The organism is Streptomyces sp. NPDC027189 (assembly GCF_055566975.1).
This window is the reverse complement of sequence record NZ_JBVHRI010000006.1, coordinates 261399-285376: the sequence shown is the minus strand read 5'-3', so window position 1 is coordinate 285376 and position 23978 is coordinate 261399. Positions and strand designations below refer to the sequence as shown.

Genomic DNA, 23978 nt, shown 5'->3' with positions numbered 1-23978 from the left:
ATGCGGGCAGTTGCGCGGCCGCTCTTGACCACAAGCCGCGCATAGCCCAACCATGTTGCGTATCGCTCACCATGTTGTGCAATACGCACCGACGGAGGCTGCACATGTCCCCTCGACCGCATCCTGGCCGTGAGTACGTCCTCACTCTCTCGTGTCCGGACAGCGCCGGACTGGTCCACGCCGTGAGCGGCTTTCTCGTCAGGAACTCCGGCAACATCCTGGAGAGCCAGCAGTTCGATGATCGACTCAAGGGCCGTTTCTTCATGAGGGTCCACTTCGACGTTTCCGATCCAAACGCCGATTTGAAAAATCTGCGTTACCGATTCGGTCCCGTCGCCGAGGCCTACCGGATCTCCTGGACCCTCCGGGACGCCTCGACCCCGACCAGGACGCTGATCATGGTGTCCAAGTTCGGCCACTGCCTCAACGATCTGCTCTTCCGCCGGCGCACCGGGGCTCTCAACATCGAGATCCCCGCGATCGTCTCCAATCACCGGGACTTCGAGGGACTGGCGGAGACCTACGGCGTCCCCTTCCACCACATCCCGGTGACCAAGGACACCAAGGCCGATGCCGAGGCGCGCCTGCTGGAGCTCGTGCACGAGCTGGACATCGACCTGGTGGTGCTGGCCCGCTACATGCAGATCCTCTCCGACGACCTGTGCAAACAACTGGAGGGTCACGCCATCAACATCCACCACTCCTTCCTCCCCAGCTTCAAGGGCGCCCGCCCCTACCAGCAGGCGTACGACCGCGGGGTGAAGCTCGTCGGCGCGACGGCGCACTATGTGACGCCGGACCTGGACGAGGGCCAGATCATCGACCAGGACGTGGTCCGCGTGGACCACTCCCTCGACCCGGACGAGCTGGTCACGGTCGGCCGGGACGTGGAGGCGCAGGTGCTGGCGCACGCGGTGAAGTGGCACAGCGAGAGCCGCGTCATGGTGGACGGCAACCGCACAGTGGTCTTCCGCTGAGCGACGCTCGATCGCGGGGCGGGGCTGGATTCCAGCCCCGCCCCGCGTTGTATACGGGCTCCGGAAGGGCAATCAGCCCGTCCGACGTTTGATGACAAGGCCATCCAGGCCGATCAGGGGGATCTGGGGGCACAGCCCCAGAGGCCCGCTCCAGCCCCGGGTACTACTGAGGAGGCTCCGCTCAGCTGCTCAACCGGTCAAGCAGAGCGCAGCGCCACCGCTCGGTCTCGGCGATCTGGTTGAAGGTGAAGAGGTGCAGGCCGGCCACCCCCGCCGAGGGGGAAGAGAGCGCGCCCGCGGAACGGGCGAGCAGCCGCTCGGGCGAGTAACCGCCGGGTGCCGCGAAGCGCAGGAACCACGAGGCGTGCTTGGTCAGAAAGCGCGTCGACTCCCCCACCCCGATCTTCGCCGCCATGGACAGCAGCTTCGCCCGCTGCACCGGCCCCGCGACGCCCACGTGGACGGGCAGGGTGATGTCGCGGCGGCGTATCCGGCCGACCCAGTCACCCAGCACGCCCGGGTCGAAGCAGAGGTTGCTCACGATGTACGTGGCGTGCGCGCGCTTGTCCCACATCGCCTGGATGGTGAGGTCGTCGGGGATGAGCGGGTGGCTCTCGGGATAACCGGTGATGCCGACCTGAGCGAAGGGGCTGCCCAGCTCGCTCAGCCTGCGCAGCACCGGTAGTGCCCCGTCGTAGGCCCCGGCCGGCGGATCGGCGTCGCCCGCCGGGACGAAGACGTCGTCGACGCCCGCCTCCCGGAGCCGGTCGACGACATCCTTCAGGTGGGCGTCGTCCCGCAGCAGCCGCGCGGGCACGTGCGGGACGACGTGATAGCCGTGCGCCGTGAGCCGGGTGGCGAGGTCGAGCGTCGGTTCCAGGCCCTTGACCGGCGACGCCGTCACGCTGACGACGACGTCGCGCGGGACATGGGCGAGGACCTTGCCCTCGGTCGCCTTCGCGGGCAGCACCTCGTAGCGGACGCTCGACAGCAGCGCCCTGAAGTGTTCGCCGTCCAAGGGTTACCCGGCCTGCTTCTGGGCGTCGCGGTACCGGTAGTACGCGGCCTTGGAAGGGGCCAACGGCTCCTTGCCCAGGATGAGGTCGGCCGCCTTCTCCGCGATCATCATCACCGGCGCGTAGATGTTGCCGTTGGTGACATAGGGCATGACCGACGCGTCGACGACGCGCAGTCCCTCCACGCCGTGCACGCGCATGCTGGTGGGGTCGACGACGGACATCTCGTCGGTGCCCATCTTGCAGGTGCAGGAAGGGTGCAGGGCGGTTTCGCCCTCCTTGGCGACCCAGGCGAGGATCTCCTCGTCGGACTCCACGGACGGTCCGGGCGAGATCTCCCCGTCGTTGTACGGGGCCAGGGCGGGCTGATTGAGGAGCTTGCGGGCGACCCGTATCGACTCGACCCACTCGCGGCGGTCCTGTTCGGTGGACAGATAGTTGAAGCGCAGCGCCGGGTGCTCGTTCGGGTCCTTGCTCTTGATCTTCACCGAGCCGATGGCGTCGGAGTACATGGGCCCGACGTGCACCTGGTAGCCGTGCCCGCCGGCGGGCGAGGAGCCGTCGTAGCGGACCGCGATCGGCAGGAAGTGGAACATCAGGTTGGGGTAGTCCACGTCCTCGTTGCTGCGGGCGAAGCCGCCGGCCTCGAAGTGGTTGGTCGAGGCGGGGCCCTTGCGGAACAGCCACTGCAGGCCGATGAAGGGGGCGCGCCACTTCGCCATGTACGGCTGCATGGAGACAGGCTGCTTGCAGGCGTACTGGATGTACACCTCCAAGTGGTCCTGCATGTTCTCGCCGACGCCCGGGAGGTCGTGGACGACGTCGATGCCGAGCGCGCTCAGTTCCTCGGCGTTGCCGACGCCGGAGAGCTGGAGCAGCTGCGGGGAGTTGATCGCGCCGCCGCAGAGGATGACCTCGCGGGCGCGCACCTGCTGGACCTTGCCGCGGTGCCGGTACTCGACTCCGACGGCACGCTTGCCCTCGAAGAGGACACGGGTGACCAGGGCTCGGGTGGTGATGGTGAGGTTGGGCCGCTTCTTCGCGGGCTTGAGGTACGCCTTCGAGGCCGACAGACGGCGTCCCCGGTGGACGTTGCGGTCGAAGGGGGCGAAGCCCTCCTGCTGATAGCCGTTGACGTCGTCGGTGCGGGGGTAACCCGCCTCCTGGACGGCCTTGAGGAAGGCGGTGAACAGCGGGTTGGAGGCGGGGCCGCGTTCGAGGACGAGGGGGCCGTCGTGGCCGCGGAACTCGTCGTCGGGGTCGGCCGCGAGACAGTTCTCCATGCGCTTGAAGTACGGCAGACAGTGCGCGTAGTCCCAGGTCTGCATGCCGGCATCGGTGGCCCAGCGCTCGTAGTCCATGGGGTTGCCGCGCTGGAAGATCATGCCGTTGATGCTGCTGGAACCGCCCAGCACCTTGCCGCGCGCGTGGTAGATGCGCCGGTCGCCCATGTGGGGCTCGGGTTCGGACTCGTACTTCCAGTCGTAGAACCGGCTGCCGATCGGGTAGGTCAGCGCCGCGGGCATGTGGATGAAGACATCCCACGGGTAGTCGGGCCGGCCGGCCTCCAGGACCAGCACCTGGTTGCCCGGGTCGGCGGAGAGCCGGTTCGCCAGTGCGCTGCCGGCCGATCCACCGCCGACGATGACGAAGTCGTATTGCAGGGGAGCCATGGTGCCTCGTCTCGCTCGCGCCGTAGATACGCGAGGCATGCTAGTACGAGTATCTCTATACGCACCAGGTTGCGAGCAACGCAACTTGCAAGGTCTAGGTTTCCACGCCGTTACTTGCGCTGGCGTTGTTTACTGCGCGTATAGTTTCGCTGTGAGCAACTACAGTCCAGATACTGAAACGACAGGTTCGCAGTCCGGCGGGGTGCAGTCCGTCGACCGCGCCATCAGCGTGCTGGAGATCCTGGCCCAGCGCGGCGAGGCCGGCGTCAGCGAGGTGGCCGGCGAGATCGATGTTCACAAGTCGACCGCATTCCGGCTGCTCGGCGCCCTGGAGGCGCGCGGTCTGGTGGAGCAGGCGGGCGAGCGCGGCAAGTACCGCCTCGGCTTCGGCATCGTACGCCTGGCCGGCGGAGTCACGGGACGCATCGACATCACCCAGCAGGGCCGCCCGGTCTGCGAGCACCTCGCCGAGGAGATCGGCGAGACCGTCAACATCGCCGTGATGCAGGAGCACTACGCGATCAACCTCTACCAGGTGCGCGGCCCGGGGGCCGTCACCGCGCACAACTGGGTCGGCCAGCTGACCCCGTTGCACGCCACGTCCAGCGGCAAGATCCTGCTGGCCCACATGCCCGCCAAGCAGCGCGCCGCGCTGCTGTCCGAGGCCGGCCTGAAGAAGGTGACCCCGCACACCCTGACCTCGAAGACGAAGCTCGAGAAGAATCTCGCCGACGCTCGGGAGCGTGGCTACGCCTGGACCGTGGAGGAGCTGGAGGTCGGGCTCCACGCCATGGCCGCGCCGGTCCGCGACCGGGACGGAGAGGTCATCGCGGCGCTCAGCGCCTCCGGACCCTCGTACCGGTTCACCGAGGAGCGCATGCACGAGCTCGCTCCGGTGCTGGTCAAGGGCGCGGAGGAGATCAGCCATCGGATGGGCTACCTGGGCTGAACGCCCAGGTGCCGCCGCCGACGGCACCTTCAGCCGCCGCCGACCTGCCAAGAACCGCCGCTACTGCGACTGCCCTGTCCCGAGACGCTCCTGGACCCAGTCGTGGAACTCGCCGATATGGTGCTCGCTGGGCACCAGCACGCCGCCCTTGGCGTACAGCCGGGAGCTCATCGCGGGCTGACAGCGCTCGCACGCGTCGAAGTCCTGCCGGTTGACGCGGTCGAAGAGCTCCACCGACCGGCTGACGTCCTTGCCGCTTTCGACGACGTGCTTGAGGTAGAGCCAGTCGCACTCGACGATCGTGCGGTCCGCGGCGACCGGGTACATCCGGTGGAAGATCACATGGTCGGGGACGAGGTTGATGAACACCTGCGGCCTGACGGTGATCGCGTAGTAGCGGCGGTCCTGCTCCTCGGAGACCCCCGGAATGCGGTCCAGTCCCTCGGAGCCGTCAATGGTGAAGCCCTTGACATCGGCGCCGAACTCCGCGCCGTGACCCACGTAGTACTGGGCGGCGTACCCGTCGGCGAACTCCGGGAGTACCTCGGTGAGTTCGGGGTGGATCGTGGCGCAGTGGTAGCACTCCATGAAGTTCTCGACGATCAGCTTCCAGTTCGCCTTGACGTCATAGACGATCCGCTTGCCGACCTCGAGGTTCTCCATGTCGTAGTGCTCGATCGACTCGGTGTCGCCGAGGCGTGCGACGACGTCCTGCACGACCTCCGCGAAGGGAGGCGGGTTCTCCGCGAGGCACACCCACACATAGCCGAGCCATTCACGGGTCGCCACACTCGCCAGGCCGTACTCCGTGCGGCTGACGTCGGGCATCTTGGTGAGGTTGGGCGCGGCGACGAGTTTGCCCGTCAGGTCGTACGTCCAGGCGTGGTAGGGGCACTGGAAGGCGCGCTTGACCTCGCCGGTCTCCTCGGTGCAGAGCTTGGCCCCACGGTGGCGGCAGACGTTGAAGAAGGCGCGTATGGAGTTGTCCCGTGCGCGCGTGATCAGGATGCTCTCGCGGCCCACCTCGACGGTCCGGAAGGCGCCGGGCTTGGCCAGATCGGAGGAGCGCACGGCGCAGAACCACATCGTTTCGAAGATGCGCTCCTGCTCCTGGGCGAAGATCCCCGGATCCGTGTAGGAGGAGCCGGGCAGGGTGGCGATCAGGCTGTCCGGCAGGCTGGTCGAGGTCACAGTGCACTCCTCGGAGAACGTCGTGGATCGGTCATTCACGCGCCGGGAAGGGCGACTCCGGACGGCGTTTTGTATGGAGCAACGCTGCGTGCTATACGCAACAGCAGCATGAAATGCCGCATCGGTGATGTCAAGATGTCGCGGCGGCGAGCTGTTTGCGCCAACGCATGAAAAGCCGCGGCTGGTTCATCGCGAGCACGGCGACCGGATGCCCGGCACGCCGGTAGACGGCCAGGAAACTGCGGTCGCCCGGGACGCCTTCCTCGACCGTCACGCTGTCGGCACCGGCCGAATGACCGGCGAACTGGATCTTCACGCCGTACTGGTCCGACCAGAAGTAAGGCGGCCGGGGCGCACCCGGTTCCGCCGCACCCCACGACAGCAGCGTGGCCACGGCCGCGTCGGGCCGCTCGCGCGCACCGGTCCAGTGCTCGACGCGGCGGTGGATCCCCGCGTGGGGGTCGTACCAGGAGGCGCAGTCACCGACGGCGACCACACCGGCGAGGCTGGTGCGGCCGTCCGCGCCGCACTTGACGCCGTTGTCGAGCGCGACGCCGGATCCCTTCAGCCACTCGACGCACGGACGCGCGCCGACACCGACGACGACGGTGTCGGCGGGGATACTGCGGCCGTCCTCGAGCAGGACGGCGTCGACCCGGGTCGCCCCGCTCAGCCCCTTGACCCCCACGCCGCACAACAGCCGTACGCCGTGGTCCGCATGGAGGGCGGAGACGATGCCGCCCATGGTCTCGCCGAGCGGTCCGGCGAGCGGCGTCGGCGCCGCCTCGACCACCGTCACGTCGAGTCCGAGAGCGTATGCGGTGGAGGCGACCTCGGCGCCGATGAATCCGCCGCCGATCACGACCAGCCGCCCACCCAGGGCCAGTTCGTCCCGCAGGGCGCGGGCGTCGTCCAGGGTGCGCAGGGTGTGGACCCCGGCCAGGCCGTCGGTGCCGGGCAGCGTCCGCGCTGCCGCGCCGGTCGCGATGACGAATCCGTCGGCTCGGACCTCGCGGCCGTCGGCGAGCCGCACGGCTCGATCCGCGCTGTCGAGTCCGGTGGCGCGGGCGCCGAGCAGCCACTCGGCCTGCAGGTCCTCGCCGTCCGACTCCAGCGCGAGATCGGCTTCGCCGATGTCACCGGCCAGGAACTCCTTGGACAGCGGCGGCCTGTCGTACGGGCGGTGCGGTTCGTCGCCGATGACGACCAGCCGACCGTCGTACCCCTGTTTCCGCAGCGAGCGCGCCGCCGACAGACCGGCCAGCGAGGCACCCACCACGGCCACTGTCCTCACGCGGCGCCTCCGGCGAGCCGGGACGCGACACAAGGTGGCAGGTTGGGGGCATCGGTGGACGGCTGGACGTAGATCATGCCGTCCTCGATGAAGACCTGATGAGTGCGCACCGGACGCTTGGCCGGCGGAGCGTCGACGACTCCGGTCCGGAGGTCGAACTTCGAAGCATGCAGCGGGCATTCCACCTCGCAGCCCTCCAGCCAGCCGTCGGCGAGCGAGGCGTCCTGGTGGGTGCACGTGTCGTCGATGGCGAAGACCTCGCCGTCGTCGGTATGGAACACCGAAACCGGCGGATCGATGTCGAGCCGGTAGGCCTCGCCTCGCGGCAGATCCACGAGAAGGCACGCGGGAATCATCATGACACCTCGGTGCGTATAGCGAAACGGATTGCGGTAAGCGCAACGCCAGTTTGAGGGCGGCCCCAAACCCTTGTCAAGGCATCCAGAGGACAGGCGGCCCCCTTGTTCTGCGTTGCATTTTGCGCAACTCTTTGCGCTATAGACAACACATCACATGAAGGAGCCCGGGGTGGCGATCAGCGTCTTCGACCTGTTCAAGGTCGGTATCGGACCATCGAGCTCCCACACCGTCGGGCCCATGAAGGCCGCCCGTCTCTTCGTCACGGGGCTGCACGAAGACGGCCTGCTCCCCCGCACCGGCTCGGTCCGGGCAGAACTCTTCGGTTCGCTCGGCGCCACGGGTCACGGCCACGGCAGCGGCAAGGCGGTACTCCTCGGCCTGGAAGGCGAGGATCCGGAAACCGTCGACACCGACACCGTGGACGACAGGGTGCATCGGATCCACGAGGCCGGCCGGTTGCGGCTGCTGGGCCGCCGGGAGGTGGAGTTCCGCGAGCGCGACCACCTGGTGCTGCACCGTCGCCGCACGTTGCCGTTCCACCCCAACGGGATGCAGTTCACCGCCACAGAGCGCGAAGGCGGCGAGCTGAGGACCCGTACGTACTACTCGGTGGGCGGGGGCTTCGTCGTGGACGGGAGCGCGACGGGTGCCGACCGCATCAAGCCCGACGACACTCCGGTACCGCTCCCCTTCGGCTCGGCATCCGAACTGCTGCTGCGCGCCTACGAGACCAGCCTGCCGGTCAGCGGGGTGATGCTCGCCAACGAGCTGTCCCGGCGGAGCGAGAGTGAGGTGCGCGCCGACCTGCTGCGGATCTGGAGGGTGATGCAGGAGTGCGTGGAGCGCGGCTGTTCACGGACCGAGACCACCCTGCCCGGGCGGCTGCAGGTGCCCCGCCGTGCCCCGCAGCTGCTGCGCAGCCTCGTCGAGGACTCCCAGGATGTGGATCCGCTGCACATCATGGACTGGGTCAACCTCTTCGCGCTGGCCGTCAACGAGGAGAACGCCTCGGGCGGTCGCGTGGTCACCGCGCCCACCAACGGCGCGGCCGGGATCGTGCCCGCGGTGCTGCACTACTACACACGCTTCGTTCCCGGGGCCGACGAGGACGGAGTCGTCCGCTTTCTGCTCGCCGCCGGCGCGGTGGGAGCGCTGTTCAAGGAGAACGCGTCGATCTCCGGCGCCGAGGTGGGCTGCCAGGGCGAGGTCGGGTCGGCCTGCTCCATGGCCGCCGCTGGTCTCGCCGAGGCGCTCGGCGGCACGCCGGAGCAGGTCGAGAACGCCGCGGAGATCGGCATGGAGCACAATCTCGGGCTGACCTGCGACCCGGTCGGAGGACTGGTCCAGATCCCCTGCATCGAGCGGAACGCCCTGGCCTCCGTCAAGGCGATCAACGCGGCGCGGATGGCGCTGCGCGGCGACGGCACGCATGTGGTCTCGCTCGACAAGGTCATCAAGACGATGCGCGAGACCGGTGCCGACATGAAGGTGAAGTACAAGGAGACCTCGCGCGGCGGCCTCGCGGTCAACGTCATCGAGTGCTGAGACGTCAACGACGTGGAGACGCGGCCGCCGCGCGGTCGTAAGTGGTCAGAATCCGCGGTCGATCCACTCCTGAAGGTGCGGGGCCTCGGCGGCGATGGTGGTCGTCTCCCCGTGGCCGGTGTACACGACGGTGTCGCCCGGCAGGGTCAGCAGCCGGTCCCGGATCGAGTCGACGATGGTGCCGAAGTGGCTGTACGACCGTCCCGTCGCACCTGGTCCACCCGCGAAGAGCGTGTCACCGCTGAAGAGTGCCTTCAGGCCCGGCGCGTACAGGCACACCGCGCCGGGGGCGTGACCGGGGGTGTGCAGCACGGTCAGCTCGACACCGGCCACCGTGACGACCTGTCCGTCGGCGAGTTCACCGTCGGGTGTCCGCTCGGGGTGGGTCTGCTTCCACAGCGGCAGGTCGTCCCCGTGGAGCAGGATCGGAGCACCGGTGCGGTCGGCGAGTTCGGGGGCCGCGTCGATGTGGTCGTTGTGGGCGTGGGTGCACACGATGGCCCGCAGCGTGCGTCCGCCGAGGGCCTCGGCGATCGCCTCGGCGTCATGGGCGGCATCGATGACGACGGCCTCGATGTCGTCACCGACGATCCAGACGTTGTTGTCGACGTCCCAGGTTCCGCCGTCCAGGGAGAACGTCCCCGAGGTCACGAGCTGTTCGATGCGGGCACCGGCCATCAGAAGACCACCACCGAGCGCAGCACATCGCCGCCGTGCATCCGCTCGAAGGCCTTCTCGACCTCGTCCAGTGCGATGGTCTCCGTGACGAAGGCGTCCAGATCCAGTCGGCCTTGCAGGTAGAGATCGATGAGCATCGGGAAGTCACGGGAGGGCAGGCAGTCGCCGTACCAGGAGGACTTCAGCGCGCCGCCCCGGCCGAAGACGTCCAGCAGCGGCAGTTCGAGCTTCATCTCCGGGGTCGGTACGCCGACGAGGACGACCGTGCCCGCAAGGTCGCGCGCGTAGAAGGCCTGCTGGTACGTCTCCGGACGGCCGACCGCCTCGATCACCACATCGGCGCCGAAGCCGCCGGTCAGCTCGCGTACGGCCTCGACCGGATCGCCCTGCTTGGAGTTGACGGTGTGGGTCGCGCCGATCCTCTTCGCGGTTTCGAGCTTCCGCTCGTCGATGTCGACAGCGATGATCTTGGCCGCCCCGGCGAGCCGGGCACCGGCGATCGCCGCGTTCCCCACCCCGCCGCAGCCGATGACCGCCACGCTGTCACCGCGTCCGACGTTGCCGGTGTTGATGGCCGCGCCGATGCCCGCCATCACTCCGCAGCCCAGCAGCCCGGCGGCGGCCGCCGATGCCGCCCGGTCGACCTTGGTGCACTGCCCCGCCGCCACCAGCGTCTTCTCCGCGAACGCACCGATGCCCAGGGCCGGAGACAGCTCGGTGCCGTCGGTCAAGGTCATCTTCTGCTTCGCGTTGTGGGTGTTGAAGCAGTACTGCGGTCGCCCGCGCTGACAGGCCCGGCACTGCCCGCAGACGGCGCGCCAGTTCAGGATGACGAAGTCACCGGGGGCGACGTCGGTGACGCCCTCCCCCACCGACTCCACGACACCCGCGGCCTCGTGCCCGAGCAGGAACGGGAAGTCGTTGTTGATGCCGCCCTCGCGATAGTGCAGATCGGTGTGGCAGACCCCGCAGGCCTCGATCTTCACCAGCGCCTCGCCCGGGCCGGGGTCGGGGACGATGATCGTTTCCAGGCTGACGGGGGCGCCCTTCCCCCGCGCGACGACAGCACGGACCTGGTGAGTCATGGCCACTCCTCGGCTGGTACGAGACCTGGGTCGAATGTTGCTCATTACGGCACTCATCTCATGTGCCGCAACACAGCATCGTGGAGGGGCGAGCGGGGGTCAAGGATTCGGCACACAGATCGCCGCCTGCACAGAGCGGATCTCCTCACCGCGGGCATGCGGTTATGCCGTCGTACGGCCAAGCGCCGCAACAGAACCCTTCAGAGGGAGTGCTGGAGGAAGGCGATGAGAACGGCGGTGAGTTCGGCGGGCGCGTCTTCTTGGACGAGGTGGCCCGCGCCGGTGATCGGCTCAAGTCGCGCGCCCGGGATGCGGGCGGCGAGCTCCTGTCCTTTCGCCACGGGAATCCAGGTGTCGTCCTGCCCCCAGCACACCAGCGTGGGGATGCCGATCTCGCCGTACCGGTCCTGAACCTCATCCGTGTAGAGCTGGTCGGCCTGAGCGATCTGCCGGTAGAAGGCCGCCTGGCCGAGGTCGCCGAGCCAGGGCCGGACGAGCCTTTCGAGCACTGCCGGGTGCAGGCCCGGACTGCTGGCCGAGCTGATGTATTCGCGTACCAGGGCGTGGTGCAGCGCGGGTGGCAACTGCTCGAACACCTCGGAGTGCTCGCCGACGAGCCGGAAGAACGCGGACCCCCATGGCGCCAGCGCGACGGGGTCGACCAGAGCGAGTGCGCGGTAGTGAGCGCCGTGCAGCAGATGCGCCCGCAAGGAGACGGCACCGCCGAAGTCGTGGGCGACCACCAGCGGTTCTTCCAGGCCCCAGTGGGCCAGGAGTTCGGTGAAGACCTTGCCCTGGGCGGCCAGCGAGACGTCCTGTCCGGCGTACTTCTCCGATGCTCCGTAACCGGGCATGTCCCACACGAACACCTGGTGACGGCGGGCGAGTGAGCGGGCGATGGCGCGCCAGACGTAGGAAGAGAAGGGTGTGCCGTGGAGGAGGACAACCGGATCCTCACGGGGGTGTCCGAGGCTGTCCCAGTGGACGTCGCCGGAGGTACTGCGGAATGTCCGGGTCAGCTGCCATTCACTCACGGGCGTTGTTCCTCTCGGTCGTGCTTCCGGCTCGACGGGGTGATCGAGCCAGGGTCGGTCCGGGCGACAGTCGAAAGGCCGGCAGCGCCGCGCCCGGCCACTGAATGCTCCTGGTGTCCTGGCACACGACGGCGGGCGCGAGCGGTCTGCCTCCCCAGGGATGATCCCTCCTCGCCGTGACGGCGGCCGGCACGCGGGCCGGCGGGCGCTGCCGTCCGTTCGTCGCTGGAGGCCGTGCCCCTACGCCGGGAGCAGTACGAAGTTTGCCGCCCAGGTGCCCCGACTGGCTCACCTGCAGCGCGGTCGCCGCCTCCTCCAGGGGGTAGGTACGCCAGAGCGGCACCCGCAGCCGCCTGTCCCCCATGCGCGCTCCCGGGCGGCCTCGGATCCGGTTCGCCGACGAGACGTCCCCCGACCCCGAGCACGACACCTCCGAAACCGCCCTTTACCCGCGGGTGGAGGATTGCCTCGTCCACCCGCGCGAACACTGACGCATGGATCAGTGACGCACCGTCACTCGCTTCATCGAACCGATCGAATCGGTTCGATGAGGCCAGTACCGAGGAAACCGGCCAGCAATACCTCCGACGCGGGTCTCCCGGCTCCGCACAGCGGCCTTACCTGCAAGGTTTCCAGGCCATTGCGGAAAGTACTGCGCGAGGCGTTGACACCCCATTCGAGTTGCTCCTACCTTCTCTTCACGCGAACCGGTTCGACAACGGTCGCCATCGTTGCACGACCCCCGTCCCCCGTATCCTGCGACCGGTGATGACGCCCTCCCCCGGGCTCATCGAACCGGTGCGAGCTAGGAGCCCCCGTGAACATCGGAGAGATCGCCCAGCGGGCCGGTGTCTCGCGGAGCACCGTGTCCTATGCGCTGAGCGGCAAGCGCCCCGTGTCGGAAGAAACCCGCCGGAAGATCCAGCAGGTCATCGACGAACTGGGCTACCGGCCAAACGCCAGCGCGCGTGCCCTGGCCAACGGCCGAACCAGCACCATCGGTCTCGTCTTCCCGCCTGCCGGGAACCACTACACCGGCATGCAGCTCGACTTCATCGGCAGTGTCGTGGAGGCCGCCGCGGCCTACGACTACGACGTGCTGCTCTCGCCCAGCGGCGTGGACAGCGACCGCTCGTTCCAGCGGCTGCTGGGAGAACGCCGGGTCGACGGCGCGATCCTGATGGAGATCCGGCTGGAGGACGACCGGGTGGACCACCTCACCGCGCTGGGCTTCCCCTCCGTCACCATCGGCCGCACCGCGCATCCGGAGGACGGGTGGTGGGTCGGCCTGGACCACACCGCGCTGGTGGAGGCATGCGTCCACCACCTCGCGGACCTGGGCCATCGCCGGGTCGCCTTCGTCAACCGGCCCGAGCAACTGCTGCGTGCCGGCTACGAGTCGGCCCATCGGGGTCTGGACGGATTCACCAAGGCCGCTGCCGAGCGCGGGCTGACCGTCCGTACGTACTGCTGCGGGGACGACGCCGCTTCGGGCCAAGCCTGTGTGGAGCGGATCCTGTACGACGATCCGGCCACCACAGCCCTGGTCACACTGAACGAGGCCGCGCTCGGCGGCCTCTACCGAGGACTGGCCCAGGCCGGCCGCCATGTGCCGCGCGACTTCTCCGTGACCGGCGTGGTGGCCAGCCGGTGGGCGGAGACGGTGACCCCGCAGCTCACGGCGGCGGACGTACCGGCCGCGGAGATGGGTCGCCGCGCCGTCGACCTGCTGGTCGAGCGACTCGACCATCCTGACGCGCCCGGTCGGCACCACCTTCTCGCGCCACCGATCTCTTTGCGGGCCAGCACCGGGCCCGCCGGCGTCGCGCCGCCGGTCGCCGACACGACCGTCTGACGCCCCTCCCCCGACCCTCACCTGCCCTTCCCCGAGACGACGGCCCGACCACGAAAGACGGACACCCCGTCCCCGCCCCTCCCCAACACCGGCCGCTGAACCGCTCATCGGCGCCCTCGGCATGCCCGGATCACCCCCATCGCCTCTCCTACGGCACAGCCGTGCCCAGAACCAAGAGGGACCCGCCATGAACAGCTCCTCAAGACGACGCCGTCTCATCGCCGCGGCCGTGGCCGTCGTCGCCGTCGCCACCACCGCGACCGCCTGCTCCTCCGGCTCGGGCAGCACCTCCAACTCATCTGCGAACAGCGGCACTTACACGATCTGGGACCCGTACCCCCAGTTCGACAAGAGCTCGGCCTGGGCGAAGCTGCTGGACACCTGCGGCACCCAGGCAGGCGTGAAGATCAAGCGGACCGCCTTCGACACCAGCGACCTGCCGAACAAGGCGCTGCTCGCGGCGCAACAGGACAACTCCCCGGACCTCCTCATCGTCGACAACCCGGTGGTGTCGACCCTGGCCGAGGCCGGAGTGCTCACCACGACCGACGACAACAAGCTGGACACCTCGGCCGTGGACCCCAACCTGCTCGCGGCCGGCCAGTCGGGCGGCAAGACATACGGCACGCCGATCGGCGCCAACACGCTCGCCCTCTACTACAACAAGAAGGTGCTGAAGGCGGCCGGGGTGGACGTCGCCTCGGTCAAGGACTGGACGTCACTCACCGCGGCGCTGGCGAAGGTCAAGAAGGCCGGCAAGAAGGGCATCACGTTCTCCGCGATCGGAACGGAGGAGGGCAGCTTCCAGTTCCTGCCGTGGTTCTGGGGCTCGGGCGCGAAGCTCACCGCTCTCGACTCGGACCAGGCCGTCTCCGCACTGTCGCTGTGGAAGGGCTGGCTGGCCAAGGGCTACGCCCCGAACTCCGTGCTCAACAACACCCAGACGACCAGCTGGCAGGAGTTCACGACCGGCGACTACGCGTTCAGCGAGAACGGCACCTGGCAGCTCGCGAACGCCGCCAAGGCGGGCTTCGACTACGGCGTCATCCCCGTCCCCGGCGCCTCGGGAGGCAACGCCGCGGCCCCGACAGGCGGCGAGTTCGTCACCCTCCCGGTCCAGGGCTCCACCGGCCGTTACGCCACCTCGCAGACGCTGGCGACCTGCCTGACCAGCACCAAGAACCTGTACGACACCGACACCACCCTCTCCTACGTCGCGCCCACCAGCGAGGTCCAGGACAAGCAGGTGGCGGCGAACGCCCAGTTGAAGCCGTGGGTCGACGCGGTCAAGGCGGCCAAGGGGCGCACCAGTGACGACCTGGGCACCAAGTACCCCAAGATCTCCGAGCAGTTGTGGAAGGCGATGCAGTCCGCGCTCAGCGGCTCCAAGTCGCCCAAGGACGCGCTCTCCGCAGCCCAGTCCGCAGTCAAGTGACCGGTATTCGAGGCTCGTTGATGAACCGCACGACGCCCACGCCGATCCGCCGGACCGTGCCCCGGTCCGGCGGTGCGGCCGGCGCGGCACCGCCGCCCCGGCAACGGCGCCGCCCCACCTCCCAGCAGTGGGCCGCCTGGGCGTTCCTCACCCCGGTGACCCTCTACCTCGCCCTCTTCTACGCCTATCCGCTCTACCGCAACATCGATCTGAGCCTGCGGAACTACACGGTGCGCTCCTTCGTCCAGGGCAACGCACCGTTCACGGGCCTCAAGAACTACCTGACCGTCTTCGACGACCCCACGTTCGCCCCGGCGCTGCTCCACACGGTGGTGTTCACCGCCGTGTGCCTGGTCTTCCAGTACGCCATCGGCCTGGCCCTCGCGGTCTTCTTCAACCAGCACTTCCGGCTGTCGGCAACCCTGCGTGCCCTGTTCCTGGTGCCGTGGCTGCTGCCGCTCATCGTGTCGGCCTCCACCTGGTCATGGATGCTCAACAGTGACTCCGGTGTCATCAACGCCGCCCTGCACGCCGTCGGCATCGGCCCGGTGAACTGGCTGACCTCACCGTCCTGGTCGCTGGCCTCGGTGGTCATCGCGAACATCTGGATCGGCGTCCCGTTCAACCTGGTCGTGCTCTACAGCGGTCTGCAGTCGATCCCCACCAGCCTCTACGAGGCGGCGGCCCTGGACGGCGCGAACGCGTGGCAGCGCTTCTGGCGCATCACCTTCCCGCTGCTGCGCCCGGTCTCCGCGATCACCCTCCTCCTCGGGCTGGTCTACACGCTCAAGGTCTTCGACATCATCTGGATCATGACCAGGGGCGGCCCGGCGGACTCGTCCACCACCTTCGCCACCTGGTCCTACCAACTCGGCTTCGGCAACCTGCTGCCCGCCTTCGGCCCCGGCGCGGCCGTCGGAAACCTGCTCGTCGTCGCCGCCCTGGTGTTCGGCCTGGTCTATGTGCGGACCCAGAGAAAGCAGGCGTCCTCATGAACAGCCGCAGCCGCACGGGATGGAAGACGGCCCTCGGCGTCCTGCTGACCGCGATCATGCTCTTCCCGGTCTACTGGATGCTGAACGCGTCCTTCACCCGCGACCAGGATCTGCGCAAGTCGCCCCCGGACCTGTTCCCGGTCCACGGCACCCTGGAGGGCTACCGGGCCGTCGTGGACCAGCAGTTGCCGTATCTCGGCACCAGCCTCGTCATCGGCCTGGGCACGGTCGCCCTGACCGTGGCCCTGTCCGCACCGGCCGGATACGCGCTGGCCAAGCTGCGCCCACGCGGCGCGGGCATCCTGAACTTCGTCCTTCTGGCCGCCCAGATGATCCCCGGAATCATCATGGCGATGGGCTTCTACGCCATCTACCTGAGCCTCGGCCTGCTCCAGTCCGTGCCCGGCCTGATCGTCGCCGACTCCACGCTCGCCGTCCCCTTCGGTGTGCTCATCTTCACCGCGTTCATGTCCGGCATCCCCGGCGAACTGCTCCAGGCCGCGAAGACGGACGGTGCCGGCGCGCTGCGCACCTTCTGGTCGATCGTCCTGCCGATGAGCCGCAACGCCGTCGTCACCGTGTCCCTGTTCGCGTTCCTGTGGTCCTGGTCCGACTTCGTCTTCGCGAGCACCCTCGTCAACGGCGGTGCACACGAGCCGATCACCCTCGGCATCTACCACTACATCGGCAACAACAACCAGCAGTGGAACGCCATCATGGCCACCGCCGTCGTGGCCTCCCTCCCGGCCGCGGTCATCCTCGTCCTCGCCCAGCGCTATGTCGCCGCCGGCGTGACCGCCGGCGCCGTGAAGGACTGACATTCCGTCACCCTCCTGCGGTACGCCCCCCGTTGAAGAAACGAGTCACACTTCATGACCGCCGCCTCACCCGGCCCGGCCTTCTCCGTCCACGACATCCCGTTCAGCACGCACGGATCCTGGTTCTGCATCTCCCCCGTGGTGGCGGAGCAGACGTACGCGGAGGATCTCCATCTGGTCTCCCACCAGAACGGCATGCACGCCGTGCTGCGTCTGGTCCCGCTGGACGCCGCGACGGGCGACCGGGCCGCCGCCCGCGTGGAGGCCACCCCCGGCCTGCTCAGCTGGATCCACCCGGGCGGACGCATTGACCTCGCCTACGAGTCGCCGGACACCGTACGCCTGCGCGGTACCGGGACCGGCCTGCGCGTGGCCGCCGCGGCACAGGCTCTGACACCGTTCAGCGGCACCTATTTCTTCCGCGAGCCCGTAAGTGGCAGGTACGTGTTCACCTCGTACGAGACCGGGCGCCGTTACGGGATCACCGTGCTGTCCGGGACCGTGTCCGACGTGTCCGGTGCCCAAGCGCTGGGCAGCGGGGATCGCGGTGTCACGGTCACCGCCGAAGACGGCGGAGTCTGGGAGATCGCCGTCGAGGAGTACGAGACCGGACGCCGCCCCTACGTCTCGTCCACGGCGTTCGGCAAGATCGCGGAGGCCGCGCGGAACTCCTTCGCGGACTTCGTCGACGCGGTCGCGCCCTGGCGCTCGTCCGCCACTCCGGCCGCCGAACTCGCCGCGTATGTGGTGTGGTCCGCGACCGTACGCCCGGCCGGCCTGGTGACCCGGCCCGCGGTGCTGATGTCCAAGCACTGGATGGACAAGGTCTGGAGCTGGGACCACTGCTTCAACGCCCTTGCTCTCGCGGCCGGTTGCCCCGAGCTGGCCTGGGACCAGTTCGCGCTGCCCTTCGACCACCAGGACGGGAGCGGGGCGCTGCCCGACTCGGTCACCCACTCCGAGGTCCTGCACAACTTCGTCAAACCACCCATCCACGGCTGGGCCCTGCGCCGCCTGCGCCAGCACCTGCCCGAGCCTCTCAGTCAGGCAGAACTGGCTGTGGCGTACGACAGGTTGGAGCGCTGGACGGACTTCTGGCTCACCGCGCGACGCGCGCCCGGTGCCGCCCTGCCCCACTACCAGCACGGCAACGACAGCGGCTGGGACAACGCCACGACCTTCGACCCCGAGCGAGTGGTCGTCACCGCCGACCTGGCTTCCTTCCTCATCCTCCAGCTACGGGAACTCGCCGACCTGGCAGCCGAGTTGGGACGTACGGACGACGCCCTCCGATGGACACACACGGCCGACGCAACCCAGGCCACCCTGCTCGACCGGCTCTGGACCGGCGACCGGTTCGTCACCCGTTCAGCCGTCGGCGCGGACACCTGGAGCAGCTCCAGCCTGCTCGATCTGATGCCCATCGCGCTGGGCGAGCACCTGCCGGAGGACGTCAGCAGCGTGCTGGCCGACCGCATCGAGGCCCACCTGACCCCGTACGGCCTCGCCACCGAGCTGCCCACCTCGCCGCACTACCTCGCCGACGGCTACTGGCGCGGCCCGATCTGGGCCCCCGCCACCGTCCTCATCGAAGACGGCCTGCGCCGCTCAGGGCACCACCGGCTGGCGGACGAGATCGGTGCCCGCTTCCGTGCCCTGTGCGAGACCCACGGCTTCGCCGAGAACTTCGACGCCCTGACCGGCAGGGGCCTGCGCGACCGCGCCTACACCTGGACCGCCAGCAGCTACCTGCTGCTGGCCGAAGCGCACGTACGCGGCGGTGACGACGACTGACCGACCGCGTGTCCCCCAGCCCGGGGTCGTCGGAACCCGGGTCCGACCCCGTTCCCAACCAGGAGCCGCCATGCACTCGCCCCGCACACAGCGCAGATCCCGCGCAGGACGGCGAGCGGCCTCGGTCGTCGCCGCCCTGCTGGCCGCACTGGCCGGGACCCTCCTACCCGCCACCCCGTCGCAGGCCGCCGACACCAGTGTCACCGTCGACTTCTCCACCGCCGGAGGCGCCCCGACCTACCACGCCTCGGGCATGATCTACGGGATGACCCCGGACGGCTCGCTGCCCCAGGACCACTTCTTCAAAGACATCAAGTGGCACTTCATGCGGGCGGGAGGCGCCCAGCTCAACAGCGGCGGCTACGCCACCAGCCTGGCCGACTATCAGACCCGATGGGCCTCCACGCTGGGCCAGTACAAGCGCACCGCGGCCCTCGGCGGCACCTTCGTCCTCCTGCCGCACGACCTGTGGGGCGCGGACGGCACCACCAGCCAGGGCTGGCCCGGCGACAACGGTGACTGGACGCAGTTCGACGCCTTCGTCACCCAGCTCATCAGCGACGTCAAGGCCAACAACATGACCGTCCAGTGGGACCTGTGGAACGAGCCCGACGGCAGCGGCTTCTGGGGCGCCTCGCAGACGCAGTACCTGCAGATGTGGTCGCGCTTCTACGCCCGCGTCCGGGCGGCCTTCCCCGACCAGCTCATCGTGGGGCCGAGCACCGCAGGCCAGCCCTCCTCGTCGAACACCTGGTGGGCCAACTACCTGACGTACGTCAAGGCCAACAACGTCGCCCCCGACATCTGGAGCTGGCACGACGAGCCCGGTGACCCGGTGACCGACGCCGGCCGGGCCAACTCGCTGCTCTCCTCCCACGGTCTGACCAACAGCCGCCCATACCAGATCAACGAGTACGCCACGCTGTCCATGCAGTCCCCGGGCGGCGGCGCCTGGTTCATCGGCCGCCTGGAACGGGCAGGCGCCGACGGCCTGCGCGGCAACTGGGCCTCCGGCACCGCCCTGCACGACGACGAGGCCAACCTGCTCACCAAGAACAGCGCCGGCCAGTATCTGCCGCTCGGCGAGTGGTTCATGTACCGCTTCTACGGCTCGCAGACCGGCAACATCGTCAAGCTCACCCCGGGCACCGGCACCGACGGCCTGGCCACCAAGGACAACACCGCGGGGAACGCCAAGGTGCTGCTCGGCAGCAGCGGCAACACCGGGACCGTCACCGTCAACCTCACCGGCCTGAACACCACGTCGGTGGTGGAGAGCAGCCAGGTCCGGGCCGTCGTCCAGCGCATCCCCTACAACAGCGGAGGCGCTGTCACCGGCCCGGAGACCGTCTCCGACACCACGTTGACGGTGAGCGGCAACGCCGCCTCGGTGAGCATCCCGTGGACGAGCGCGAAGGACGGCTACACCGTCACCCTGCTGCCGCCGTCCAACACCACGGTCTCCACGGTGGCCGTGAGCCAGAACAGCGGCCAGTGCCTGGACGACACCAACGTCAGCACGGCCAACGGCACGCAGTACCAGCAGTACTACTGCGAGGGCGGCTACCAGCAGATGCTCGACTTCAAGCCGGTGAGCGGCAAGACCAACACGTATACGGTGGTCAACGAGCTGAGTGGAAAGTGCCTGGACGTGTCCGGTGCCTCCGCCGCCGACGGCGCCGCCGTCATCCAGTACACCTGCAGCGGCGCCGCCAACCAGCAGTTCACCCTCAACCCGGTCGCCGCGCTCGGCAACAGCCAGGACTACCAGCTGGTCGCGGTCCACAGCGGCAAGTGTGTCGACGTCAGCAACGTCTCGACCACGGCCGGCGCGCAGATCCACCAGTGGACCTGCGATGCGGCGAGCGTGCTCGGCACCAAGAAGAACCAGATCTGGCGCCTGCTCGGCAAGGCCTGACAGGCAACGCATGGTGTGGGGTCTTCCGAACACGACCGGGGAGCCCCCGCACCCCGCGCCATGCAGAATTCCTTGCCCAGCGACTCAACCAAAACGGGGAACTCCTGCACCCGCCTGTGCCGGTTCAGCGCGGTGGACGCCGAGCATGTCTCGATCATCCACTCCTGGAACGCCTCGATGTGCGCCCGGCTGACGCCTGTCGGAACCTCAGCGGTGTCATCCGCCTCCGGATCCGGCGGTTACTCCCCCAAATACCGCCCCGGCTGGGGCGGCCGCCAGCAGATAGTCGTAGCGTCCAGGTCCAAGAGCGGCATGGTCGCCGACCTCCGAGTAAACGCGCCGATGAGCGGCGTGCTCAACCTCGAAGTTGGAAACGATCTACGCGAAAAGGGCCCCCACAGGCTCTCGCCTGCGAAGACCCTTCGCACCGTCGGGACGACAGGATTTGAACCTGCGACCCCTTGACCCCCAGTCAAGTGCGCTACCAAGCTGCGCCACGTCCCGATGTGTCCGACCCGCGGTGCCCCGCGTGATCGTGCAGGTAAACCCTACCCCACGCGGACGGATGGCCGTGCACAGGCAGTCATCGTCCCGGCGTACGAGCGACTCCGTTCCTCGGGGACGTCACGCGACCACGAAGGGCTCCTGGCCCGGTACAGCCGCTCACCGGCCGACCGTGGGTGGGTGGAGACCCACGGGCCACCCACCCCGGCCCGCCGATCAGGCGTTGGGGTCGAAGGAGATACCGGCCGGCTTGGCCTTCTCCAGGTGGTAGTTGAAATTGCCGTCCTTGAGACCGAAGACGGCACTGCCGAAGTCGTACGCGCTCAGCTTGTCGCGCAGACCCGCCGGGTAGCCGTTCCAGCCGACCAGGCTGGGGAACTGCCACGTGTGGTAGTGGTTCTCCGGCGGTTCGTCGTTGGAGTTGGCCGGGCGGAAGCAGTGCGTGCTGATGCCGTCCTTGTGGTAGACGACCTTGGGGTGCGTGCCGTCCCAGCGGATCTGGTCACGGCCGTAGATGTTGAAGTTGCCGTGGGCCGAAGTGGACACGTACTTGGCCTGGTTGTCCTGCACCCACACCACGACGTGTTCCCAGTCGTTGCGGTGTCCGCCCAGGCCGCTGCCGGCGACGGCCTGGTCCTTCTCGAAGTAGAGGCCGTACATGATGGCGCACCAGCCGTTGTTGCACTTCTCGCGGGAGTAGCCGTTGGTGTTGTCCAGGTCCCAGGAGTCGTGGCACTGGCCGTTGAGAGCACCGGACGGCTTGAGGCCGCCGTTGATGGTGCCGTCGGGGCCGATGGCGGGAGTCGGGTAGCAGCCGTCCGTGTCGTAGTCGTAGGCGGGCTGGAACGTCTGCTCCAGTCCGTCCGCGTTCGCGGGCAGGGCCTTCGGCGGGTCGGCGAGCGCGCTGCCGGGGAAGGCGACGACCAGCGCGACGGCGCTGCCGAGGATGAGCGAGACCCTGCGGATCCGCGAGCTTTTCTTCACTGCGTCCTCCTGATCGACCGCGGCGTGGGGGCGGGGCAGGCCAGGCGGTCGCGTTGGCATGCCCAGCTCAGCTTTCCGGGCCGTCGTGGAGAACGCCAGCGTCTGGAGGTGTCAGAGCGATGAAGGATCAACCAATTGGCGGAGCGGGGTTGCCCGTTGGGCGTCAAGGACCCGCTCGCCGCCCGACTCCCGGGCACGGTGGGCTGGTTGCCACCGAGCCCGGAAGGGTGAGGGCCGGCGGGGCCCGCAGCTCGGGCGGCTACACCTTGCCGTCGGCGAGCTTCCACTCGCGGTGCAACGTGCCCAGCGGGATGCTGTGTTGGAGAACGGGTGTACCGAAGATGGACAACTGGATGCGCAGGGTGCCGGTCAGGTCGACGCCGCCATAGACGGCCCAGGCACCTGACGCGCCGACACCGGTCTTCGCCGTGGCACCCGTCGCAGACGTGGCGTCGAGCGAGCCCGCCGCCTCACCGCGGAGATACGGGGCCAGGTCCGCGGTGACGCCGACGGTGCCGTACAGCCCGACGGTGGCCTCCGCGCCGAGGGACGCCTTCACGCTTCCGGCCGCGGTGACGGCGGTGCGCACCGGGGAGCTCGTCATGTGCGACTCGTTGACCGGTGTCCAGCCCTTGGCCGGTCCGAAGGTGCCACCGGCCTTGAAGTCACCCTTGAGGTCCTGCTCGATGTCGACGGTGACGCTTCCGTCCGCGCCGATCTGGAAGTAGCAGGTCAGATCGAGGTTCACCACGACGGGAATCGGGCCGACCTGAAGCACGGGGTCGGCGTGCAGCTTCGCGAACGGCACCCGCACGGGCTGGGCCGAGGCCGCGGCGCGGCCCTTGACCGCCCACCGCGAGGTCCAGTCGCCGGAGACACCGAGGTACGCGGCCCCCGGTCCGGAGCCGGCCGAGTCGCCGCCGTAGGAGAAGTCGACTTCGGGCGCGACCTGGACGAAACCGGAGACGGACGCCGTCGCGGAGGCCGGTGCTCCCGCCGCAGTGCCGACCTTCGCCCCGACATCGAGCCGCAGGCTGCCGAGCGGGACCTTCGTGCCCTCGGGTCCGGAGTGGATGTCTCCCGTCTTCGCCCAGGAGATCTTCACGTCGGGCAACAGCCGCTCGACGTCGAAGGAGGCGGGATCGACGGGGACGGAGCCCTTCGCGTCGTCGTCGCCGAGCAGCGTGTCCAGGGTCGTCGGCGCCGTCTGGACCTCGGTGCCGTCTCCCCTCTGGCCGATCACCTTGGTGACCCTGGCGAGAAGTCCGTCCGGGGCGCCGGGCGCGGGGGCGCTGGCGATGACGTCACCCACGGCGGTGCCGTGCGGCTTCGCGGCGTTCCCGGCGGTCGGGGACGGTGACGTAGTCCCCTGATCTCCGGACGCCGCTTTACCAGCAGGGGATATGACGGCACGTCGGGTGTGGCTGTCGTACGACTTCACCTTCAGCGCGGTCTTCCGGGCCTTGCCGCCCGCCGCGCCCGGCCGTGCGACGGCGGTCGAGGTGGCTGCCGCCTCGGGGGCGGCGGCGACGGCGAGCGGTTGGCCGGCGTCGGCGGTGCTGCCCGAGGAGGCCTCGGCTTCCTGAGCCCGTGCGGCGGAGGAGGAAGAGTGCGCCCCGGGCTCTGCGGAGCAACCGGCGGCGAGGAAGAGGGCGGATGCGGCGAGCGCGGGCATGACGGCACGCAAGGGCCGCTTGCGGATACGCAAGGTCAGTCCTGAGGGGGGTGGGGGGTGGCAAGGGATTACCAGCGGGTAACCAGGGGTGAGCCTGTCATGAACCTGTGAAGTCCCGCTCCACATTTCGCACACGCCGGGCGTGATGTGCGCCACGCGCTCGAGCAGCGAGCGATTCGAGGTTCTCGCCCAACTCCC

The 23978-nt window shown here is 68.8% G+C and carries 19 protein-coding genes and 1 tRNA gene; 9 read left to right on the top strand and 11 right to left on the bottom strand.

Annotated features, from left to right (window positions below):
* Positions 1–104 precede the first annotated feature (104 nt).
* Positions 105–977 (top strand): formyltetrahydrofolate deformylase, encoded by an 873-nt coding sequence (gene purU, locus ACZ4RZ_RS17405; protein ID WP_467745439.1) that lies wholly within the window; start codon positions 105–107, stop codon positions 975–977.
* A 181-nt stretch (positions 978–1158) separates the two neighbouring features.
* Here purU and ACZ4RZ_RS17400 read toward each other — a convergent pair whose 3' ends face one another.
* Entirely contained in the window at positions 1159–1995 is an 837-nt protein-coding gene (locus ACZ4RZ_RS17400) for a methylenetetrahydrofolate reductase (RefSeq protein ID WP_467745437.1), read from the bottom strand.
* Positions 1996–1998: 3 nt separating this feature from the next.
* Positions 1999–3666 (bottom strand): choline dehydrogenase, encoded by a 1668-nt coding sequence (gene betA, locus ACZ4RZ_RS17395; RefSeq protein ID WP_467745436.1) that lies wholly within the window; start codon positions 3664–3666, stop codon positions 1999–2001.
* 202 nt (positions 3667–3868) lie between these two features.
* Between betA and ACZ4RZ_RS17390 the strand changes: the two genes are divergently transcribed.
* Positions 3869–4615 carry an IclR family transcriptional regulator gene (locus tag ACZ4RZ_RS17390; RefSeq protein ID WP_467745795.1) on the top strand — a complete coding sequence of 249 codons (747 nt, stop codon included), beginning with the start codon at positions 3869–3871 and terminating at the stop codon, positions 4613–4615.
* A 60-nt stretch (positions 4616–4675) separates the two neighbouring features.
* On the opposite strand, the gene ACZ4RZ_RS17385 is transcribed toward ACZ4RZ_RS17390, so the two are convergent.
* The 3 genes from ACZ4RZ_RS17385 to ACZ4RZ_RS17375 all read right to left on the bottom strand — a co-directional run bounded on the left by ACZ4RZ_RS17385 (position 4676) and on the right by ACZ4RZ_RS17375 (position 7459).
* The gene (locus tag ACZ4RZ_RS17385; protein WP_467745435.1) at positions 4676–5806 is read right to left on the bottom strand and encodes an aromatic ring-hydroxylating oxygenase subunit alpha; all 1131 of its coding nucleotides are present in this window, start codon (positions 5804–5806) and stop codon (positions 4676–4678) included.
* 130 nt (positions 5807–5936) lie between these two features.
* Positions 5937–7100 (bottom strand): NAD(P)/FAD-dependent oxidoreductase, encoded by a 1164-nt coding sequence (locus ACZ4RZ_RS17380; protein WP_467745433.1) that lies wholly within the window; start codon positions 7098–7100, stop codon positions 5937–5939.
* Positions 7097–7459: a bifunctional 3-phenylpropionate/cinnamic acid dioxygenase ferredoxin subunit gene (locus ACZ4RZ_RS17375; protein WP_467745431.1), complete on the bottom strand. Its 363-nt coding sequence runs from the start codon at positions 7457–7459 to the stop codon at positions 7097–7099. The genes ACZ4RZ_RS17380 and ACZ4RZ_RS17375 overlap by 4 nt, the downstream gene beginning before the upstream one ends.
* A 169-nt stretch (positions 7460–7628) precedes the next feature.
* On the opposite strand from ACZ4RZ_RS17375, the gene ACZ4RZ_RS17370 reads away from it, so the two are divergent.
* Positions 7629–9005, top strand: coding sequence for an L-serine ammonia-lyase (locus ACZ4RZ_RS17370; protein ID WP_467745793.1), 1377 nt, complete (start codon positions 7629–7631; stop codon positions 9003–9005).
* Positions 9006–9050: 45 nt separating this feature from the next.
* On the opposite strand, the gene ACZ4RZ_RS17365 is transcribed toward ACZ4RZ_RS17370, so the two are convergent.
* The 3 genes from ACZ4RZ_RS17365 to ACZ4RZ_RS17355 form a co-directional block, all read right to left on the bottom strand.
* The gene (locus ACZ4RZ_RS17365; protein WP_467745429.1) at positions 9051–9683 is read right to left on the bottom strand and encodes an MBL fold metallo-hydrolase; all 633 of its coding nucleotides are present in this window, start codon (positions 9681–9683) and stop codon (positions 9051–9053) included.
* Positions 9683–10768, bottom strand: a complete 1086-nt coding sequence (locus ACZ4RZ_RS17360; RefSeq protein WP_467745428.1) for an S-(hydroxymethyl)mycothiol dehydrogenase — start codon at positions 10766–10768, stop codon at positions 9683–9685. The genes ACZ4RZ_RS17365 and ACZ4RZ_RS17360 overlap by 1 nt, the downstream gene beginning before the upstream one ends.
* 200 nt (positions 10769–10968) lie before the next feature.
* Positions 10969–11802 (bottom strand): alpha/beta fold hydrolase, encoded by an 834-nt coding sequence (locus ACZ4RZ_RS17355; protein ID WP_467745426.1) that lies wholly within the window; start codon positions 11800–11802, stop codon positions 10969–10971.
* A gap of 817 nt (positions 11803–12619) precedes the next feature.
* On the opposite strand from ACZ4RZ_RS17355, the gene ACZ4RZ_RS17350 reads away from it, so the two are divergent.
* The 6 genes from ACZ4RZ_RS17350 to ACZ4RZ_RS17325 all read left to right on the top strand — a co-directional run bounded on the left by ACZ4RZ_RS17350 (position 12620) and on the right by ACZ4RZ_RS17325 (position 20617).
* Positions 12620–13657 (top strand): LacI family DNA-binding transcriptional regulator, encoded by a 1038-nt coding sequence (locus ACZ4RZ_RS17350; RefSeq protein WP_467745425.1) that lies wholly within the window; start codon positions 12620–12622, stop codon positions 13655–13657.
* A gap of 187 nt (positions 13658–13844) precedes the next feature.
* On the top strand, positions 13845–15092 hold the full coding sequence (locus ACZ4RZ_RS17345; protein WP_467745423.1) for a sugar ABC transporter substrate-binding protein: 1248 nt from the start codon (positions 13845–13847) through the stop codon (positions 15090–15092).
* Positions 15093–15112: 20 nt separating this feature from the next.
* Positions 15113–16087, top strand: coding sequence for a carbohydrate ABC transporter permease (locus tag ACZ4RZ_RS17340; RefSeq protein WP_467745421.1), 975 nt, complete (start codon positions 15113–15115; stop codon positions 16085–16087).
* The gene (locus tag ACZ4RZ_RS17335; RefSeq protein ID WP_467745420.1) at positions 16084–16905 is read left to right on the top strand and encodes a carbohydrate ABC transporter permease; all 822 of its coding nucleotides are present in this window, start codon (positions 16084–16086) and stop codon (positions 16903–16905) included. The genes ACZ4RZ_RS17340 and ACZ4RZ_RS17335 overlap by 4 nt, the downstream gene beginning before the upstream one ends.
* A 54-nt stretch (positions 16906–16959) precedes the next feature.
* A complete protein-coding gene (locus ACZ4RZ_RS17330; protein WP_467745419.1) occupies positions 16960–18699 on the top strand; it encodes an amylo-alpha-1,6-glucosidase in 1740 nt (579 codons plus the stop codon).
* A 70-nt stretch (positions 18700–18769) separates the two neighbouring features.
* A complete protein-coding gene (locus tag ACZ4RZ_RS17325) occupies positions 18770–20617 on the top strand; it encodes an RICIN domain-containing protein (RefSeq protein ID WP_467745417.1) in 1848 nt (615 codons plus the stop codon).
* 430 nt (positions 20618–21047) lie between these two features.
* Here ACZ4RZ_RS17325 and ACZ4RZ_RS17320 read toward each other — a convergent pair.
* From ACZ4RZ_RS17320 to ACZ4RZ_RS17310, 3 genes are all read right to left on the bottom strand, one after another.
* A tRNA-Pro gene (locus tag ACZ4RZ_RS17320) sits at positions 21048–21121 on the bottom strand.
* Positions 21122–21337: 216 nt separating this feature from the next.
* Entirely contained in the window at positions 21338–22105 is a 768-nt protein-coding gene (locus tag ACZ4RZ_RS17315; RefSeq protein ID WP_467745415.1) for an NPP1 family protein, read from the bottom strand.
* Between the two features lie 259 nt (positions 22106–22364).
* Positions 22365–23807: a hypothetical protein gene (locus tag ACZ4RZ_RS17310; RefSeq protein WP_467745791.1), complete on the bottom strand. Its 1443-nt coding sequence runs from the start codon at positions 23805–23807 to the stop codon at positions 22365–22367.
* Positions 23808–23978 lie beyond the last annotated feature (171 nt).